Genomic DNA, 18,075 nt, shown 5'->3' with positions numbered 1-18,075 from the left:
ACAGGTGTTAGGCTTGCGCGGTCATGACAGAAGAAGGCACCCACCGTCGTCCCGGCCGCTGGCGGTCCGGCGCGGAGAGCAAGCAGCGGATCCTGGACACCGCCCGCGACCTGTTCGGCAGGCACGGTTACGGCGGCACGACCGTGCGCGCGGTGGCCACCGCGGCCGGAGTCGATCCGGCGATGGTGTTCTACTTCTTCGGCACCAAGCAGGGCCTGTTCGCCGCCGCGATCGAGATGTCCGCCAGTACCCCGCCCGCCATCGAGTCGATCTTCACCGACGGCCTGGACGGCATCGGCGAGCGCGTGATCCGCACCCTGCTGGACAACCTGGACAACTCCGAGCGCACCCCACTGGTGATGCTGACCCGCTCCGCGCCCACCGACAACCAGTCCGAGACCCTGCTCCGCGAGTTCATCGACCGGGAGATCACCGACCGGCTCGCCGCCCTGCTCGACACCCCGGACGCCGCCCTGCGCGCGGGCATGGTCAACGTGCAGATCCTGGGGCTCGCGGTGGCGCGCTACATCGTGCGGATCGAGCCGATCGCCTCGGCCTCCGTGGAGGAGCTGGTCACCCGGTTCGGGCCGCTCGTGCAGCAGTGTCTGACCGGGCAGGTCGGCGACCACGCTCGCTGATCCAGCCGGCCAGCGCCACCAGCGTCGTCTCCACGCTGCTGATCATGTAGTCGCGGAGCGCGGTCAGCTCGGCCAGGGTGTCGCCGAGCACGGGATCGGCGCGCAGCAGTCGCCATTCCTGCTCGACCTCCGTGCCCTCGCCGATCCGGCGCAGCCTCCAGGTCCAGCGCAAAATTGACAATGATGGGAGGTGTGACGCGTGGACACGCACCTGATCGCTACCGTGGACGATGGACTGCCGCTGCACGGCACGCTGACCCTGCCCACGGGGCCAGGCCCACACCCGGCCGTCCTGCTACTGCCCGGATCCGGCAGGCCGGACCGCGACGCCAACACCAAGCGGACCCACACGGCACCCGGACCGCCGCTGGCCACCGGTGACTGGCGCTCGACCGGCTTCCTGGGCAACCAGCGTGATGCCGCCGCCGCGCCGCGCGTCCTGGCCGGACGAGCCGGCATCCGGGCCGACGTGCTCGGCGTGGTCGGCCACAGCGGGCGCCGTGCACTCGATGTCCCTTGCCGCGCAAGAGGAAGTGGCGGCCGTGGTGCTGCTCGCCGGATTCGCCCGTCCCGGGGCGGAGGCCGTGCGGTGGCAGGTCGAGCGGATCACCCATGATCTCCCGGCCCTGCTGAGGCCCCTGGCGCGGGTTCTGTTCACCCGGCACATGAGCCGGAGCAGCAGGACGAACGCGGACGTGGTGCGGGTGACCGGCATACCGGTGAACGCCCGATGGATGCGCGAGTTGCGCGCGCACGACCCGCGCCCGGCCCTGGCCGCCATCGGCCTCCCGGTCCTGGCGATCACCGAGGACAAGGACATCCAGGTCGGCCCCGCCGACCTGGATGAGATCCGCGGGCTCGTTCCGGGTGGGGCCGAGATCCACCGGATCCCCGACCTCGCCCACCTGCTGATACAGGTGTCCGATTGGCTCGCGCGCAAACTCGACCGTTCCGGCTGATAGACCTCGAAAAGTTATTCGCCGAATCCCGTGGAAGGGCTTGTTCGGCATGCCTGGAAAGAGTGGAAAATATGAATGCCCAGGCCCCAGTCCGGTATCGCGCTGACCTTGCCGTCTTCTTGTCGTCACCTTCGCCGTGACCTTGTCATGCTGGTCCACCGCGATCGCACTCGGCGGCACACCGACGAGTTTCCCCACCGCCATTCCCTATCTGCTCGGCGGCTTCGGCCTGGCGATCGGCGCGATCGTGGTGCGAATCCGCCGCGGCAGCCGCCTGCCCGCTCCCGCGCACACGGTGCGGTTCCGGCTGGGCGCCAGGTTGTGCTGGCCCCGCCGCTGCTGGTGCCGGCTTCGGGATCCGTGCTGGGAGCCGCCCTGCTCGGACCGCTCCTGGGCGGCCCCGAGATCAGCCTCGCCGGCGGGCAGTCCCTGATCGCGACCATGGGTGCACCGGTGCCGTTCCTGATCGGCATGCTGGTCGCGGGTCCGCTGTCGGAGGAGCCGGGGTGGCGGGGCACGGCGTAGCCGCGGCTGCGCGCGTCGCTGAACCGCGTCCAGACCGGAATGGCGCCGGGCGCCGCGTGGGCGGTGTGCCACCTGCCGCTCTTGTTCCTCCCGGAAACCGTCCAATCCGCCTTCGGCCAGGTGAGCTGGAGCGGGTTGCTCTTCACGATCAGCGTGTTCCCCATGGCGCTGCCGAGCGTCAATTCTCCGGTCACCCAGGCGTTCATCGTCGACGATCAGCCACTGCGACGCCTCGGGCTCCGCCCACTTCTGGACAGCGGTCCGGATCGGCGACCGTCAGGGGTTTCCCCGGCCCAACTCCCTCAGCACGGCGGCCGAGAACTCCTCGGCGTCATCGGCGGTCGTGGCCGGGGCACTGGTCGCTTCCGCAAATATGGTCAATGTGCACCTTTGGCAGTGCGCACACTGGCAAAAGGGTGAATATCGGTGGATCGTGTAACGAAGTGGGATAACTCGTGTGGGTGACCCTCGACCGAGGGAAAAATGGGAGAAATTCCTCGAAAGGGTGGGCGTTCACACTTCCATGATTATGCTCACTTCCTTCTGTCGAAGGAGGCCCAAGATGGGTTCCAGAATTCCCCGACTCGCTCTGGTGGCGTGCGCGCCCCTGATGTTCACTATCGCGGCCGCGCCGGCCGCGCCGGTCGCGTCGGCCGCGCCGCCGCCGATGTGCACTGTCAACGGCGTCCTCACCACCGGAACACTCCTGCTGGGGCGCGTCACGATCAACGGCACGGCGGGAAACGACGTCATCAAATGTCACGCGACTTTGGCGCAGAACAGTGAGTACCCGCTGACAGTCAACGCCTTGGGCGGGGATGATGACGTGTTCTTCGGCGGCGTTTTGCTGGGCGACGACGGCACCAAGGACATCGTGAATCTCGGCGCGGGAAACGACAAGTTCTTCGCCAAGCTGAACACCAACGTCAGTGACACCCGAGCAGCCAACGAAGGCACCATCAACGGCGGCCTCGGCAATGACACCATCATCGTTGGCGACGTCCCCGAGAACGCCAACTACGGCGCCGACGGCAACGGTGCGTCGGGCGAAGTCAACGGCGGTGACGGCAACGACACCATCATCGTCAACGGCGGCACCCTCCCGGAGGGGAACAACTTCGGCAACGCGGGCACCGTCAACGGTGGTACCGGTGCCGACACCATCAGCGTGCGCGGCGGGTTCAGGGGCATCGGCTACATCGGCACCCCCGCCAACGTCGGCACCGTCAACGGTGGTGCCGGTATCGACACCATCACCATCACCGGCGGTTACTCCGACTCGCGGTTCTCCCAGGAACCCGGCGGCGCCGCCAACGGAGAGAACGACTTCGACCCCGACGTCGACCCGACCTTCGGGGTCGTCAACGGCGGACTCGGGGTCGACAAGATCACCCTCAACGGCGGGGTCCGCTACAACTTCGAGACGGAAACCCCGGCCCAGGGCAGTAACCCCGGGCCGAGCAACGTCGAGGAGGCCATCGTCGACGGTGGCGGCGCGCTCGGGCTCGACGGCGCGACCTGCACCTTCAATCCCGCCAGCCAAGGCACTGTCACCCGCTGCACTCCCTGACCACAGGACGGCCTGAACTGGCGACACACCACGCCGTCAGCCACGGCTCCCGCGCACGACGCAGCCCCCAGACCCCGGGCTGCCCGCGGCGGTTCCTCAGCTGTCACCAGCAGGCTCCTCCGCTCCGAGCACATCCAGTGCCGCCGTGGCGATCGCCGCGGCACCGAGCAGCACAGCTGGATCGTTGGTCAGCCAGACCGCGACGTAGCTCCGGCCCTTCGCCGGTGCGAGTGCGGAGAACGTCATCCCCCACCGAGCTTCCCTGGTTCGCGAGAACTGAGAATCCTGGGTTTCGGACACCTCGGCGCGCGGCAGGTAGCGGCGGTGGCTGTAGCTCTCGGTATCGGACACGGTGTCTGTCCGGTCGACGCACAGCGCACGGATATCGCCTCGCGGGGTCGAGCTGATCTCGGCCCGGCGGTTCTTCGGCGTTCCGGCGCCGACAGCGGCGAACCGCATTCCGCCGAGGTAGGCGGCGAGGACTTCGCCCTTTTCTCCTGGAACACCGCCGCCACGGTCAGTTCCAGGGACTTGTAGATGAACCGGGCCGGGGTGAGCTGCCGCCAGTGCGCCGTGCCTTCCTGCCCGACCTTGCGGGTGCGGGTCGTTCCGTCCGGTGTGGTGTGGTGGCGTCGTCAGGTGGCTCCGGGGTGTCCGGTGCGGAGAGGGAAACCTCCCGCTTCCGGCGACGCGCACGAACGCGCTGTTCATCGCCAGGTAAGGGAGATCCTCCGGGTGGTGCGGGGAGTCCGCGCTTCAAGGAGGCACGGGCCTGCCGATCGGGGTCAGGGTGAACGGTGCGGCTTGCCGTTGCCTGCGCGGCGGCGGTGTACGGGTCGATACCGGCGATCGGCGCGGAGACGGGTTCGCCGGAGAGCAGGGTTCCGGCCGTCACTGGCGCGCACAGCAGCCCGAGCGCGATCCCGGCGAGGCGTTTCGCGGTGCCGGCAGGTCAGCCGGATCACCACCCGCTGAACAGCGGGCCAGTCCCAGCCGTGCCCGTCGCCGACGCCCGCGTTGTCGCCCTTGGCCATGCGCTGGTAGCTCGCCCCGAAGGCACACACCCGGTCCTCGACGGTTTCCAGGGTGCCGTCGGTGACCTTGTAGCCGATCTTGACCAGTCCGACGCCGCCCTCCTCAAGCACCACCGAGTGGTGGTCGTCCTCGTCCCAGGACTTGAGGTAGACGCGGCCGTCCTGCTCGTGCACGGCGTCCATGCCCAGGGTTTCCTGGTAGTGGGTGCGGGCCACGGTGCCCGAGGAGGCGATCGCGGCCCTGCCGCACGAGGTGCTGATCGTGCACGGCCGGGACGACCGGGTCATCCCGCTGTCGAACTCGCTGCGGCTGCTGGAACTGATCGACCGCGCGCAGCTGCACGTCTTCGCCCGCTGCGGGCACTGGGTGCAGATCGAGCAGGGGCCGAGGTTCATCGAGCTGGTCGAGCGGTTCCTCACCGAGGACGCGCCGGACTCAGCGCGAATCACGACCGGGTGAGCGGTCGGGCTGCCCGAGCCGCACCAGGTCGACCCGGTGGTCGGCGAGCGCGGCGGCCAGTGCCTCCCGGTCGCCTGCCGCGATGGCCTTGGCCAGGCGGGCGTGCACCTCGATGTTGCGCGCCAGCGCCGCCTGCGCGTCCGGCACCGCGAACTCCGCGCGCACCAGCGCCCCGCGCAGCAGCGTGACCACCGACTCGTACATGCCAGCCAGCACCGGGATGCGGGCGGCGCGGGCGATCACCCCGTGGAAGCGCATGGTGGCCTCCAGGTAGAGCCGGGGATCCGCCCGCCGCTCGCGCAGTTCCTCCAGCGCCCAGTCCAGATCACGGGCGTCCGCAGGCGTGGCGCGCTCGGCCGCCACCCCGGACAGGCTGTCCTCCAGCGCCGAGCGCGCCTCGAACAGTTCCACGGCATCGACCTGCAACCCGCGGAACCACAGGTCGAGCACGCCCAGCCGCACCTGCGGCGGTGGCTGGGCGATGAACACCCCGCCCTGCGCGCCCGGCTTGACCTGCACCACGCCGCGCTCCCGCAGGATGCGCAGGGCCTCGTTCATCGCGCTGGCGCTGACCCCGAACCGCTCGATCAGCTCGGTGCGCAAGGCGAACCGGGCGCCGGAGTCCAGTCGCTGCGCCAGGATCTCCCGCTCGATGTCGTCGGCGATGCGGTCCGGGACCGAGGTCATGGTCAAATCCTCGCACAGCCGCGCTGGGTCAGGCCGGTTTGTCCAGGACCAGGGCGGTGTAGCGGCACGGCGCGACCAGTCCGGTCATATGCGCGTCCATGATCCGGATCAGCTGGCGCCAGTCGGCCTCGGTCAGCCCGGCCAGCGCCGGCCGGTACCGGCGGGCCGCCCACCGCCCGGCCCCGGTGGACAGGATCCGGCGCAGCACCGGGGCCACCCGGCCGTAATGGGCCAGGGCGTGCGGGGTCCAGTCGTGCACCGCGTGCACGGTGAAACCGGTGGCCGCGGCGGTGCTGAGGTAGCGGTCCAGTGGCTCGAACTCGGCGAAGTGCCAGGTGTCGCGGACCAGGCGGTCCGGGTCGAGGGTGGCGATGGTCCCTGGATCGTTGGTGCGCCAGGTGAAATCGACCAGGACCAGCCTGCCGCCGGGACGCAGCAGGCGGTGCGCCTGGGTCAGGAACGCCTGCCTGCCCGCCGGGCCGAAGTGGAAGGCGGCCTCCAGGCAGTGGATGCGGTCCAGCGACCCGTCGGACAGCTCGACCGCACCGGCCCGCGGCGGGGGAGCGGTGACGTCGGCGACGGCGAAGCCGGCGCCCGGCTGGTGCCCGAACCGGGCGCTGGCCTCGGCGATCTGCTCGGGCTGGATGTCCACGCCCAGCGCCTGGCAGCCCTGCCGGGCCAGCCAGGCCGTGGTGAGCCCGCGCCCGCAACAGGCGTCCAGCACGACCTCGCCCGGCCGCGCCTCCAGCAGGGCGAGTGAGTTGCGCACCAGCCTGCGCTGGAACCGGCCGAGGCCGCCGATCGCCAGTGGCAGGGTGGGCCAGGTCAGCCAGCCGACGTTGACCAGATCACCCCAGCCGAGGGCGCCCAGCACCCGGAAGAGCACGCTGCTGTCGTTGTAGGCGTCGGCGATGCCGTCGGTGCTCATGTACAGCAGTCTGCGGCATGGGTTCCCGGCGTGCGGCCGGCCCCACTGCTCGTGCGCAGTGGGGCCAGGGCCTGCTTGCCGACTACACCCGTTCGGCGTCGACCGTGGTCGCGGGCGCGGCGCCGGGCTGCTGGCGGTTCTCCAGCTTGATCCCGCACTTGCCCGCCAGCGCGACCCCGGCGCCGATCGTCATCGCCACCGGCGCGGCCAGCGCCGCGACCAGCCCGAGCGCCACCGGCACCTCCAGCAGCACGTCGTTCTTGCTGTCACGCACGACCACGCGACGGTTGATGCCCTCGTTGACCAGCCCGCGAACGGCGTCGACGACGGAGTCGACGGCGGAAGGGGCGGACTCGGGCTTGGACTCGCTCATGATTCTCCTCGTGCTGCGGAACTCCCTTGACACCACCACTGTGCCCGCGGCCCGGCGGCCCGCCATCAGGGTTTGTCCCTGACCTCACCTGATTTACCCCGTCGGGCCAGGGCGCCGGGGATCACTCCTTGACCACCTCCACGTCCAGCCCGGTGGCCTGGTGCCGGGCCGCCCAGTGCTCGATGGCCTGCTCGCACGCCTGGTCCAGGTGCCGCAGGCCGCGCAGGTCCAGCCGGACGTGCTTGGTCAGCGGCAGGCCCTCCAGCACCGCGAGCAGGCGGGGCAGGCGCAGGAAGGTGGCGTTGCCGCGCAGCACCACCACCTCGTCCTCAGGGCCGTGCGGGGTGACCTGCACGGACAGGTGCGAGACGTCCCACGCGGTCTTGAGCACCGCGGCCAGCAGACCGGCCAGGGTGCCGGTGAGCAGGTCGGTTGCCAGGATCAGACCGGCGGTGAGCAGCAGGATCGCGCCCTCGGCCCGGTCGGCCCGCAGCATGGCCGCGACCCCGCGCACGCCCAGCAGCTTCCAGCCCGCGTGCACCAGCAGCGCGGCCAGCACCGCGGTCGGCAGGTAGGCCAGCAGGCCGGGCAGCAGTGCCACGAACAGCAGCAGCCACACCCCGTGCAGCACCCGGGCCGCCCTGGTCCGCGCACCGGCCTGCACATTGGCCGCGCTGCGCACGATCACCGCGGTCATCGGCAGCGCGCCCAGCAGTCCGCACAGCGTGTTGCCAACGCCCTGGGCGATGAGTTCCGGGTTGTACCTGGTGCGCGGCCCGCTGTGCATGCGGTCCACCGCGGCCGCGCTGAACAGGCTCTCCGCCGAGGACACCAGCGCGAACACCAGTGCCGAGCCGAGAATGCCCGCGTCCAGCAGGGAGAAGTCCGGCAGCTGGATCTCCCGCAGCAGGTCGCCCACCTGGATCCGCTGCACGTCCAGTCCGGCCAGCAGGGCCACCACGGCCGAGGTGACCACGCCGACCAGCACACCCGGCACCACCCGCAGCCGCTTCGGCGCACGCCGCCACTGGGTCAGCACGACCAGGGTGAGCGCGCCTACCGCCAGCGCGCTCAGCCCTGGGGTGGTGGTCAGGGCGGAGCCGAGCAGGCCGGGCAGTCCGGCGATCTTGTCCCAGGTGCCGACCGGCTGGCGGCCGCCGAGCAGCGGGTAGAGCTGGCCGAGGATGAGCACCAGTCCGATGCCGGCCAGCATGCCCTGCACCACGGCGGGGGAGATGGCCCGGAACAGGGTGCCGCAGCGCAGTGCGCCGAGCAGGATCTGCAGCAGCCCGGCGCCGAGCACGATCAGCCCGAGCGCGGCCAGGCCGTGCTTGGCCACCGCGTCGGCCACCAGCACGGTCAGCCCCGCGGCCGGCCCGCTGACCTGCATGGTGCTGCCGGGCAGCAGGCCGACCACGATGCCGCCGACAATGCCGGTGACGATGCCGAGTTCGGCTGGCACCCCGGAGGCCACCGCGACGCCGACACACAGCGGCAGCGCCACCAGGAACACCACCAGCGAGGCGCCGAGGTCCGGGCCTAAGGTCCGCCGCCACCCGGGCCTGGCCGGCGGGGCGGCGGTCCGGTCGAGGCGGTCGATGGTCCTGGTCACGGTCGCGCTCACAGCGGTCCGAAGGCGGTGGCCGCGGCCGGGGTGAGCACGTCGCCGGTCTCGATGTCGTAGAACCAGCCGTGCACCCGCAGCTCGCCGGCCCGCACCCGGTCCTGGATGAACGGGTAGGTCTCCAGCGCGCGCAGCTGGTTCAGCAGGTGCTGCTGGCCCTCGGCGCGCAGGGCCGGGTCGATCGAGGTGATCGCCTCGGGCAGCCGGTGGTGGCGGGAGAGCCAGCCGCGCATGGTCGGCAGGTGGTCCAGGGCCGCGCCGTGCAGCGCGCTGACCGCGCCGCAATGGGAATGGCCGCACACGATGATCTCGGGCACCCGCAGCCCGACCACCGCGAACTCGATGGTGGCCATCTCACTGGAGCACTCGTCCGGACGATATTCGGGAATGACGTTGCCCGCGGTGCGCAACTCGAACAGACTGCCCGGTTCGGCCCCGGTGATGGCGGCAGGCACGATGCGCGAGTCCGCGCAGGTGATGAACAGGGCGGTGGGCTGCTGACCGGCGGCAAGAGTGCGTCCGGTGTCCTTCGAACGGCGGATGGGGTGTTCGCGGGCGCGTTCGATCAACCGACGGATATCCATGTGATCCCTCGCTGTGCATTGTGTGTATTCGACTGTTCGGCGATGTGCGTGCCGATCAGTTCCGAAACACCTGCAAAGCGGGCTGAGTGCGTAAGTCACGCAGGTGCTCGACCGGGTCCTGCGCCGGACGGGCAGCCTGGACCGGTCGCGTGAGCAGCGCGGACCGTTGTGCGACCAGGACTTCGTTCGCCGGACGGGGCCGCCGCAGCTCAAGCCGGAGCAGGGTCTCCCGCGTGTTCTTCCGCGGCGAATCCTCTTTGTGATTCTCCTTTTTCGGCAGTTCCTTGGCCGGTTTCTGCGGCTCCTTGGCCGGGTCCGGACTGTGCGAGCCGGACGCCGAACGCACCATGGCCTCGGCGACGTGCAGTTCGCAGATCGGCGTGAGCACGCCGATCAGGCTCAACACGATCGCGAGTACCACCCGGCGCACCGCACATCCCTCCTATTGGCTCAAGCCAAGCATACTGTTCAAGATCGATGTGGGAAAGTCGGCCTCCCACATTGTGAATTTCTCGATAACGAGGATGTGAACGAAAATTCATATTCGCTGGTGCCCCGCACACCCGCACCGGTGCGTTGGTCCGCGGTCTCCGGCAGGATGGTGACATGGAATCGCAGGAACCAGAGGCGCGGGTGCGCGCCGCGCTGGCGGAGCTGGTGCCCACCTTCGGTCCGCCGGTTGTGCTGACCCCGCTGACCGTGGTGCCCAGCACCGAGTTGGTCAACCGGGGCCATGGCCTGCGGCGCAAGGTGGGCATGGCGTTCACGGTCGCGCTCGGTCTCCTGGAGGGTTTGTTCGGCGGCGCCGACGGGGCGGATGCGAAGGGGCGGCACATGCCGCCCACCGGGTTCACCCACACCGACGCGGGCCGGTTCGTCGGCTTCGACGAGGAGATCGAACAGCTGGAGCGGTGGGTGGTCAGCGACGGCGCCACGGTCGCGCTGCTGGAGGAGGACGAGGACGATTTCGCGCTGCGCTGGCACAGCGTGGCCGATGCCCGGCCGCAGGCCGAGGACGTCGGCGGCGATGTCCCGTACCTGCGACTCGTCTTCGCCGACACCTCCCAGGTGGGGTTGCGGCTGTCGGCGGAGGAGCGCGCCACGGTGCTGGCCGCGCTCTGAATCACCGCCTGGATGGGTGCCCGGGGCTACTGCCCGCAGGACAACCGGAGCCGCTCGTTCTGGTTCGAGCGCCCGCGCGGACTAGGCGAGGCAGACCACCGGTTCGGGGGCCGGTGCGGCCGGCCGTTCCGCCCGCACCGCGGCGATCCCGCCCAGGATCAGCGCCCCGCCCGCCAGTTGCAGCAGGGTGAGTTCCTCGCCGAGCAGCAGCCAGGCGAAGATCGAGGCGGAGACGACCTCCAGCAGGCCGACGAAGGAGGCCAGGCGGGCGCCGAGCAGGTTGGAGGCGGCGATGCCGGTGGCGTAGGCGATGGCGGTGCCGATGATCGCGACCACCAGCAGCGGCGCCCACCACGGCGCGGCCTGGCCCAGCACGGTGACCTCGCCGAAGTGCGCGGTGAACGGCAGCAGGTCCAGGGCACCCGCGAGCAGCAGCAGTACCGCGGCCAGCAGCAGGCCGGTGCCTGCCAGGGCGGTGGGGGCCAGGCCGTCGGCCGGTCGGGCGGCGATGACGAAGTAGGCGGCGCAGCCGATGGCCGCGGCGAAGGCGAAGAGCAGGCCGAGCGGGTCCACCGCCTGGACCGCGCCGGGGCCGATGACCAGGACCAGGCCGCCGACCGCGAGGGCGGAACCGGCCAGGACGGTCGCGCCCGGCCTGCGGCGGGTGGCCGCCCAGGTGGCGCCGACCAGCAGCAACGGCGCCAGGTACTCGATCAGCAGGGCGGTGGCGACCGGGATGCGGGTCAGCGCGGCGAAGTAGGCGAGCTGGGTGAAGGCGACCGCGACCAGGCCCATGCCGAGCACCCGCCAGCGGCCCCGCCACAGCACGTCCCAGCGGCCGCGCAGGGCGTGCAGGGTGAACGGCAGCAGCGCGAGCCCGGCGACCAGGACCCTGGCGGCGACCGCGGCCGCGGGCGACCAGCCCGCGGCCAGCAGCGGTTTCACGAACGCCCCGGAAGTGCCGAAGGAGACGACGGAGACGGCCGCCGCGGTCAGTCCCGCGGACGTCGGAGCGAGCTGCATGGCGCCTCCCGGCGGTGTGTCATGGGCTAAAGTTGCTACGGCCCTGACGCTAAGTCCGCCGACTGTGAGGAGTCAAATTGCATTTTGCCCCTGACACACAGGAGGCGCTGGAGTTCGTGGTCGTGCTCGGCAACACCGATCCAGGGGCCTCGCGCAGTGGCACGGATGAGCTGGCCACGGTCGAGCAGCTGGCCGAGCTGCTGGCCCGGCACACCTACTCCGGCCGCATCGACCACGACCAGGCCGAACTCCGCGAGGTCCGGGTCACCAGGGAGCTGCTGCGCCAGGTCTGGACCCTGGAGCGGGACGACGCGGTGGAGGTGGTCAACCGGATGCTCCGGGAGGCGCGGGCACTGCCCTACCTGATCCGGCACGACGAGCACGACTGGCACATCCACGCGACCGCCCCGGAGGCCCCGCTGGCCGAGCGGATCCGGGTGGAGGCGGCGCTGGGGTTCATCGACGTGATCCGGATGGACGAGATGGGGCGGCTGCGGGTGTGCGCCGCGCCGGACTGCACCGGGCTGCTGCTGGACCTCTCGCGCAACGGGCTCAAGCGGTTCTGCACGGTGCGCTGCGGCAACCGGATGAACATGATCGCGTTCCGGGAACGTCAGTCCGGGCGGTGAGCACCGGCGCGTACCCGGCCGAAGCGGAAGTAGGCCAGCGGACCGGCGAAGTTCACCCCGATGGCCAAGGCCCACAGGCGTTTCGGGCCGCGCACCTGCTCGGCGGGGCGGCGGGACAGGTCGCGCCAGGCAAGGCTCGCGAGGGTCAGCTGGACCAGGCCGAGCGCCACGATCCCACCGCGTTGCGTGCTGGTCAGGTCCGCCCATCGACGTTTCGCCACGACTGCTCCCCGGGTTCTGGTGTGGGTCAGTCTGACGGCTTCGGGCGGGGTCTGCTTGACAGTCCGGGGAAGGTAAGGCAAACCTAACACCCTGGTGTCGCGTCTGCTGGGGGCGGGCGCCCGGTGGAGGGGCTGGGGTTTCGGGTGGACGTGCAGGGGACGAGCGGGCCAGGTGCGGGTGAGCCGGGCGCGGGTGCGGGTGGGGCAGGCGTGGCGGGCGCGGGTGGGTCGGCTGCGGCCGGGGCCGGGCATGGCGTGCGGTTGCCGGTGTTGTTGTTCGGGGTGCTGGCGGTGTTCACCGCGCAGCAGGCGCTGTCCCCGGTGCTCGCGCCGCTGGCCCGCGAGGTGGGGCTGGCCGAGATCGCCATCGGTCTGGTGGTCACCGGCGCCGCGGTGGTCTTCACCGCGACCGCGCTGTGGTGGGGGCGGGCGGTGGACCGGTTCGGGCACCGGCCGGTGATGCTGGCCGGTTCGGCACTGGCGGTGCTCGGCCTGGTCGGTTTCGCCGGTGTCACCCAGGCCGCCCTCGCCGGTGTGCTCAGTCCGGGCGGCACATTGGCGCTGATGCTGCTCACCCGCAGCGTGATCTTCGGCGCCGGGGTCGGCGCGGTGCCGGTGGCGGCGGTCGCGATCATCGCGGCGGCCACCACGGACGAGCGGACCCGGACCAAGGGGATCGGGCAGATCGGCGCGATGCAGGGGCTGGCCATCGCGTTGGGGCCCGCACTCGGTGGGGCACTGGGGTTCGCCGGGTTGCTGGGGCCGGTGTGGGCCGCGCCCGCGGTGGCCGCGGTGGCGTTGATCGTGGTCGTGGTGGCCATTCCGGGTGGGCCGCCTGCCGCGCGGGCTCGGCCCGAGGCGGGCAGGCGGACGGCGTTGCGGCCCTGGGATCGACGGCTGTGGCCGGTGCTGCTGAGCGGATTCGGGCTCTACCTCGCGCTCAGCATGGTGCTGGTGCTGCTGGGATTCCTGGTGCAGGACCGGCTCCGGCTCACCGCCGAGCAGACCGTGACCGCCACCGGGATCATCTCCTTCGGCGCCGGGGTGGTGCTGATCCTGGTGCAGGGGGTGCTGGTGCCGAAGCTGGGCTGGCCGGCCGCCCGGCTGCTGCGGGTGGGCGCGCCGATCGCACTGCTCGCGTTGCTGGGCCTGCTGGGTGCGGGGCAGCTGTGGCTGATCGCGGGGGCGATGGCGTTGCTGGCGCTGGGGATCGGGCTGGCCGTGCCGGGGTACGCGACCGCGCCGACCTTGCTGGTCGGTCCGGACGAGCAGGGCTCGGTGGCCGGGCTGGTGCAGACCGTGACCGGCTCCACCTTCGTGATCGGGCCGCTGGCCGGGACCGCGCTCTACGGCGTGGATCCGGTGTTCCCGGTGCTGGCCTCGGTGATCGCCTGCGGGCTGGCCACCGCCTTCGTCTGGCTGCACCCGGCACTGCGACCGGTCCCACAGGTCACCTAACGGTTTCTTGTCATCCGATCGGGTGGCTCTTTGCCGTCCTTCAAGTTAGGTTAGGCTAACCAAACTGAGGGGACGCGAGTGAGCACGGTGGATGACACACGGACACATTGCCCACGGGAGATCCACACCGGCCTGTCCGAGCGGGTGCTGGCAGCGGGGCCGCCGCCGCTGCCTGCCCTGACCGCACCCTGGTCGATGACCCCGGCCCTGCCGCAGGGCGAGGATCTCGACCTGGTGCACGGCTGGATGAACCTGCCGCACGTGGCCGGGTTCTGGGACCAGGCATGGCCGCGCGAGCGCTGGGCGGCGACCCTGCGCACGCAGCTGGCCGGGACCTACTGCCGCCCGTTCATCGTGCGGCTCAACGACCGGCCGATCGGCTACGTCGAGCTGTACCGGGCGGCCCGCGACGTGGTGGCCGCGCACTACCCGGCGCTGCCGCACGACCTCGGGCTGCACGGCGCGATCGGCGATCCGGAGGTGGCCGGGCAGGGCCTGGCCTACAAGTTCTGGCTGGAGCTGATCCCGGCGGTGTTCGCCGCCGAACCGGCCTGCCGCCGGGTGGTCACCGACCCCGCCGCCGATCACCGGGTGGCCCGCAGGCTGGACGCCGCGGTGGCCGTGGTGACCGGCGGCGGCCTGCTCGGCGAGGTCGAACTGCCGCACAAGCGCGCCGCGCTCTACGCCTACCCGCGCACCCCGGCCGATCTGCCCGCGCTCACGCCGGGCCACTGAGCACCGCGGTGGTGGCCACGACCGTGGTCTCGGTCGGTCCGTAGCTGTTGACCAGCGCGACCCCCGGCACGCTCGTCCGCCACCGCCGCACCCACTCCGGCGCGGCCGCCTCCCCGCCGATGATCACCAGGCGTACCGAGGGCGGCAGGCTCAGCTCGCCGGCGCAGACCGCGTAGGCCAGCTCGTGCCAGTACCCGGTGGGCAGGTCCAGCACGGTGATCCCGGCCGCCGCGCACTCGGCGAGCAGCGCGGCCACCGACTCCACGCCCTCGGTGCGCACCACCAGGCGGGCGCCCGCGCCCAGGGCCAGGTAGACCTCCTCCACGCTGGCGTCGAAGTGCAGTGGCGCGAACTGGAGCACCCGGTCCCTGGCGGTGATCCGGTACCGGCTGGCCGCCGCGCCGAGGAAGGCGGACAGCGCGCCGTGCTCGATCGCCACGCCCTTGGGGGTGCCGGTGGTGCCGGAGGTGTAGATCACGTAGGCCAGGTCGTGCGGGGCCGGGCACCACGGCGCGCGGGCCGGGGCGGGCGCGAGGGCGGCCACGTCCGGGGCGGTGAGCACCAGCGCGGGCTTGGCGTCGGCGAGCACGGCCTGCCTGCGTGCCGGGGGAGCGGCCGGGTCCAGCGGCAGGTAGGCCGCTCCGGCCTGGAGCACGCCGAGGAAGGTGATCACCGCCGAACCTCCGCGCGGCAGGTCCACCGCGACCAGGTCGCCGCGCCGGATTCCCCGGTGCCGCAACGCTTCGGCCACCCCGCAGATCCCGGCCCACAGCTGGCCGTAGGTCCACTCGCGGTCGCCCTCGATCACGGCGATGGTGCCCAGGTCGTGCGTGAAGACCTCGGCGAGCGGGTACAGCGGGGGCGCCGCGGGGGAGTCCAGCCGCCAGGCCCCGGGGCCGGCCGCCGGGCGCAGCGGGGTCTTCGGTTCGGCCGCGCTGTGCGAGAGCAGGGTGAGCAGTTCTTCTTGCAGGGCGGTGAGTTCGGCCGCGGTGTAGCGCTCGGGGTGGGCGTCCAGTTCCAGCCACAGACCGTCCCGCTGCTGCCGGAAGGCCACGCACAGGTCCTCCACCGGACCGGCGGAGACGTTGCGCGCCAACGCCTCGGCCGCGCCGAAGCGCAGCGTGGTGGCGAACGGCAGCACGTTGACCACCGGCCCGAACAGCCCGGCGCCGCCGGTGTCCCGGCGCAGGTCCTCATGCCGGTAGCGGTGATGCGGCCGGGTGCGGCGGAGCTGGTCGGCCACGGACTCGGCCAGCGCGGCCAGGCTCACCCCCGGCGGGGTGGGCAGCCGCAGCGGCACGATGTTCATCAGGGTGCCCGCGATCCGCATGTCCGCGGCGGCCGAGCGGGCCAGCACCGGCAGGCCGATCCGCACCTCGTCCACGCCGAGCCTGCGCGCGGTGAGCCCGGCCACGGCGGCGATCGCCAGTTCCGGCCAGGTCCGGGACAGCCGGGTGGCGGTGGCCTTGAGCGCGTCGGCCAGGTCGGCGGGCACCGGGATGGCCAGCCGCAGCGCCAGTCCCGCGCCAACATTGAAGTCCATTGTGGACAGTGAGACGGGTGCGGGCGCGTCGGTCAGTTCGGCGAGCCAGAACTCGCGGTCGGCGACGCGTTGCGGGGAGTTCGCGTAGGCGGCGTCCACGCTCAGCGCGGCGGTCACCGAGGTCAGTGCCGGGGCGGGTTCGCGGCCCTCGGCCTGGGCGGTGTGCAGTTCGGCGACCCGGCGCAGCAGCAGCGCGCAGGAGAAGCCGTCCACCGCGATGTGGTGCGCCCGCTGCCACCACCAGTGCTCGGCCGGACCGACCCGGAGCACGAACTGGGCGGTCAGCGGACCGGCGTCCAGCCGGACCGGGGTGGCCAGGTCCTCGGCCAGGAGTTTCGCCGCGGTGGCCCGGGGATCGGCCTCGGTGGACAGGTCGAGCACCCGCACCACCGGGAGCGGACCGGTCTCCTGCCAGGGTTCCTCGCCAACGCCGAAGACCGCGCGCAGGCCCTCGGTCTCGGTCAGGCAGGTGTAGATCGACTCGACCAGCAGGGCGGTGTCCAGCTCGCCGCGGATCTCCACCACGTCGGCGGTGTTGTAGGCCGGGCTGTCCGGGGCGAGCTGCTGGCCGAACCAGATCCCGCGCTGGGCGGCGGTGAGCGGGCGGCGGGGGGAGTCAGGCACGGGTGGCCTCCTTCTCGGCGGTGGCCCAGCGGGCGGTGAGCGCGCGCAGCCCGTCGGCCAGTCCGCCCCGCCAGCAGGCCGAGTCGTGACCGCCGTGGAACTCGCGGTAGGACAGGTCATAACCCTTGGCGCGCAACACATCGCGCAGCCGCCGGGTGGGTTCGAGCAGTTCCCATTCCAGCAGCCCGACCTCCAGATCGAAGGCCACCGGCAGCTTGTCCTCGGCGGCCACCGCCTGGGTCAGCCACTGGGCCCCGGCCTCGTAGGCGGTGCCGCTGGGCCACCAGAACGAACCGGACTGGGCGAGCACGTTGCCGAACCGGTGCGGCGCGCGCAGTCCGGCGAAGGCCGCGGTCAACCCACCCAGGCTCTGCCCGGCCACCACGGTGCGGCGTGGGTCGCTGGTCAGCGGCAGTTGGCGTCCAGCCCAGGGCAGCAGTTCCTCGGTGAGCATGCGCAGGAACAGCTCGTCACAGGCCAGCTCCACCACCCGGGAAGGCAGGTCGAGTGAGGACACCAGCAACGCGGCCATCGGCGGGATCTCGCCCTCGGCGATGAGGTTGTCCAGCGTGTGCGTGGCCCCGAGGTCCCCGGCCCACACCTCACCGTCGAAGAGCACCAGCAACGGCAGGTCCGCATGCTCCGCGCCCGTCGGCCGGTACAGCCAGACCTCGCGTGAGTTACCCAGCACCGCACTGTCAAATCGGTGCTCCGTCAATCTACCAACCGGTCGGTCGGGACGCGGAAAAGACCACTGCTGCGAAGGTGCGTCCGCCAGCTCACCCAGGGACAATGCCGGCCCCCCGAACTTGTTGGGAAGCGTGCTCGGGTTGAGCGGATCACTGACCGCGAGCGCCTGGAGTTCCCGCCACCGCGCCCGCTCCGGCCCACGCCAGACCTCCGGCGCGCCGGGCGGTTCCGCCAGCGGCGCGAGCTGGTAGGTACCACGCCAGTCCGCCCGAAGCCGGTAACTCCGGTGCCACACATCCGTCCCCGGCAACAGCCGCAGCAAACTCGGCCCCAGGTCGTTGTAATCGGTGAGCTTGTTGGCATGCAACAACACCGCGCCCTGCCCGGCATCCCGCCACAGGAAGGTCACGATCCGGTACTCGTCATCCGCATCCGGTTCGACCAGCGGCGTGCCCTCACCCTCGACCTGCCGCCAGAACGCGGCAAGGGTCGCCGAGTCCGCCCCGGCCAACGCCCGCACCCGCGGACTCTCGGCCAGCGGCGGCGGGGTCGGCCGCCGGTTGTGCGGCGGCACCGCGGGCAGTCGTCGCGGGTTGGGGAACTCGGCCATACCAGCACCTTCCAGATATTGGTTAGGCTAACCTAACA

Annotated in this window: 22 protein-coding genes; 9 read left to right on the top strand and 13 right to left on the bottom strand. The window is 71.5% G+C overall.

The annotated features are described in order from the left end of the window. Positions 1–23: 23 nt before the first annotated feature. A complete protein-coding gene (locus HNR67_RS31085; RefSeq protein ID WP_185005729.1) occupies positions 24–638 on the top strand; it encodes a TetR/AcrR family transcriptional regulator in 615 nt (204 codons plus the stop codon). On the opposite strand, the gene HNR67_RS31080 is transcribed toward HNR67_RS31085, so the two are convergent. Beyond that, entirely contained in the window at positions 574–810 is a 237-nt protein-coding gene (locus tag HNR67_RS31080; protein WP_185005728.1) for a hypothetical protein, read from the bottom strand. The two genes, HNR67_RS31085 and HNR67_RS31080, sit on opposite strands and share 65 nt — an antisense overlap. Before the next feature lie 370 nt (positions 811–1,180). Between HNR67_RS31080 and HNR67_RS43785 the strand changes: the two genes are divergently transcribed. The 3 genes from HNR67_RS43785 (at position 1,181) to HNR67_RS31065 (ending at position 3,692) form a co-directional block, all read left to right on the top strand. Beyond that, positions 1,181–1,597: an alpha/beta fold hydrolase gene (locus HNR67_RS43785; RefSeq protein ID WP_221490119.1), complete on the top strand. Its 417-nt coding sequence runs from the start codon at positions 1,181–1,183 to the stop codon at positions 1,595–1,597. Between the two features lie 360 nt (positions 1,598–1,957). Then, positions 1,958–2,122 carry a hypothetical protein gene (locus HNR67_RS31070; protein ID WP_185005727.1) on the top strand — a complete coding sequence of 55 codons (165 nt, stop codon included), beginning with the start codon at positions 1,958–1,960 and terminating at the stop codon, positions 2,120–2,122. 562 nt (positions 2,123–2,684) lie between these two features. Beyond that, positions 2,685–3,692: a hypothetical protein gene (locus HNR67_RS31065; protein WP_185005726.1), complete on the top strand. Its 1,008-nt coding sequence runs from the start codon at positions 2,685–2,687 to the stop codon at positions 3,690–3,692. Positions 3,693–3,788: 96 nt separating this feature from the next. On the opposite strand, the gene HNR67_RS46855 is transcribed toward HNR67_RS31065, so the two are convergent. Then, the gene (locus HNR67_RS46855; RefSeq protein ID WP_456064361.1) at positions 3,789–4,403 is read right to left on the bottom strand and encodes a phage tail tube protein; all 615 of its coding nucleotides are present in this window, start codon (positions 4,401–4,403) and stop codon (positions 3,789–3,791) included. Positions 4,404–4,477: 74 nt separating this feature from the next. Continuing rightward, positions 4,478–4,942, bottom strand: coding sequence for a VOC family protein (locus tag HNR67_RS31055; protein WP_185005724.1), 465 nt, complete (start codon positions 4,940–4,942; stop codon positions 4,478–4,480). On the opposite strand from HNR67_RS31055, the gene HNR67_RS31050 reads away from it, so the two are divergent. Beyond that, positions 4,932–5,186 carry an alpha/beta fold hydrolase gene (locus HNR67_RS31050; protein ID WP_221490118.1) on the top strand — a complete coding sequence of 85 codons (255 nt, stop codon included), beginning with the start codon at positions 4,932–4,934 and terminating at the stop codon, positions 5,184–5,186. The two genes, HNR67_RS31055 and HNR67_RS31050, sit on opposite strands and share 11 nt — an antisense overlap. Here the strand turns inward: HNR67_RS31050 and HNR67_RS31045 are convergent. The 6 genes from HNR67_RS31045 to HNR67_RS31020 form a co-directional block, all read right to left on the bottom strand. Further along, positions 5,163–5,873 (bottom strand): FadR/GntR family transcriptional regulator, encoded by a 711-nt coding sequence (locus HNR67_RS31045; protein ID WP_185005723.1) that lies wholly within the window; start codon positions 5,871–5,873, stop codon positions 5,163–5,165. The two genes, HNR67_RS31050 and HNR67_RS31045, sit on opposite strands and share 24 nt — an antisense overlap. Positions 5,874–5,901: 28 nt before the next feature. Next, positions 5,902–6,801: an SAM-dependent methyltransferase gene (locus tag HNR67_RS31040; RefSeq protein WP_185005722.1), complete on the bottom strand. Its 900-nt coding sequence runs from the start codon at positions 6,799–6,801 to the stop codon at positions 5,902–5,904. An 82-nt stretch (positions 6,802–6,883) separates the two neighbouring features. Then, complete coding sequence (locus tag HNR67_RS31035) at positions 6,884–7,174, bottom strand: DUF4342 domain-containing protein (protein WP_185005721.1); 291 nt, start codon at positions 7,172–7,174, stop codon at positions 6,884–6,886. A gap of 121 nt (positions 7,175–7,295) precedes the next feature. Further along, a complete protein-coding gene (locus HNR67_RS31030) occupies positions 7,296–8,786 on the bottom strand; it encodes a SulP family inorganic anion transporter (protein WP_185005720.1) in 1,491 nt (496 codons plus the stop codon). 8 nt (positions 8,787–8,794) lie between these two features. After that, positions 8,795–9,382: a carbonic anhydrase gene (locus HNR67_RS31025; RefSeq protein ID WP_185005719.1), complete on the bottom strand. Its 588-nt coding sequence runs from the start codon at positions 9,380–9,382 to the stop codon at positions 8,795–8,797. A 55-nt stretch (positions 9,383–9,437) separates the two neighbouring features. Further along, the gene (locus HNR67_RS31020; protein WP_185005718.1) at positions 9,438–9,812 is read right to left on the bottom strand and encodes a hypothetical protein; all 375 of its coding nucleotides are present in this window, start codon (positions 9,810–9,812) and stop codon (positions 9,438–9,440) included. 176 nt (positions 9,813–9,988) lie between these two features. Between HNR67_RS31020 and HNR67_RS31015 the strand changes: the two genes are divergently transcribed. Then, positions 9,989–10,504 carry a hypothetical protein gene (locus HNR67_RS31015; RefSeq protein WP_185005717.1) on the top strand — a complete coding sequence of 172 codons (516 nt, stop codon included), beginning with the start codon at positions 9,989–9,991 and terminating at the stop codon, positions 10,502–10,504. Positions 10,505–10,585: 81 nt separating this feature from the next. On the opposite strand, the gene HNR67_RS31010 is transcribed toward HNR67_RS31015, so the two are convergent. Further along, positions 10,586–11,527: an EamA family transporter gene (locus tag HNR67_RS31010; RefSeq protein ID WP_185005716.1), complete on the bottom strand. Its 942-nt coding sequence runs from the start codon at positions 11,525–11,527 to the stop codon at positions 10,586–10,588. Between the two features lie 77 nt (positions 11,528–11,604). Here HNR67_RS31010 and HNR67_RS31005 point away from each other — a divergent pair, with 77 nt between their 5' ends. Next, the gene (locus HNR67_RS31005) at positions 11,605–12,156 is read left to right on the top strand and encodes a CGNR zinc finger domain-containing protein (RefSeq protein WP_185005715.1); all 552 of its coding nucleotides are present in this window, start codon (positions 11,605–11,607) and stop codon (positions 12,154–12,156) included. On the opposite strand, the gene HNR67_RS31000 is transcribed toward HNR67_RS31005, so the two are convergent. Further along, complete coding sequence (locus HNR67_RS31000) at positions 12,141–12,377, bottom strand: PLDc N-terminal domain-containing protein (RefSeq protein WP_185005714.1); 237 nt, start codon at positions 12,375–12,377, stop codon at positions 12,141–12,143. The genes HNR67_RS31005 and HNR67_RS31000 overlap by 16 nt on opposite strands. A gap of 144 nt (positions 12,378–12,521) precedes the next feature. On the opposite strand from HNR67_RS31000, the gene HNR67_RS30995 reads away from it, so the two are divergent. After that, positions 12,522–13,835, top strand: coding sequence for an MFS transporter (locus HNR67_RS30995; RefSeq protein ID WP_185005713.1), 1,314 nt, complete (start codon positions 12,522–12,524; stop codon positions 13,833–13,835). Positions 13,836–13,913: 78 nt separating this feature from the next. Next, complete coding sequence (locus tag HNR67_RS30990; RefSeq protein ID WP_221490117.1) at positions 13,914–14,570, top strand: GNAT family N-acetyltransferase; 657 nt, start codon at positions 13,914–13,916, stop codon at positions 14,568–14,570. Here HNR67_RS30990 and HNR67_RS30985 read toward each other — a convergent pair. After that, the gene (locus HNR67_RS30985) at positions 14,554–16,737 is read right to left on the bottom strand and encodes an AMP-binding protein (protein WP_185005712.1); all 2,184 of its coding nucleotides are present in this window, start codon (positions 16,735–16,737) and stop codon (positions 14,554–14,556) included. The genes HNR67_RS30990 and HNR67_RS30985 overlap by 17 nt on opposite strands. Further along, the gene (gene fes, locus HNR67_RS30980; protein ID WP_185005711.1) at positions 16,730–18,037 is read right to left on the bottom strand and encodes an enterochelin esterase; all 1,308 of its coding nucleotides are present in this window, start codon (positions 18,035–18,037) and stop codon (positions 16,730–16,732) included. Before fes ends, HNR67_RS30985 begins: the two co-directional genes overlap by 8 nt. Between the last annotated feature and the right edge of the window lie 38 nt (positions 18,038–18,075).

This window comes from Crossiella cryophila, from assembly GCF_014204915.1.
In the GTDB taxonomy this organism is placed as follows: domain Bacteria; phylum Actinomycetota; class Actinomycetes; order Mycobacteriales; family Pseudonocardiaceae; genus Crossiella; species Crossiella cryophila.
This window is presented reverse-complemented; position numbering and strand designations above follow the sequence as displayed.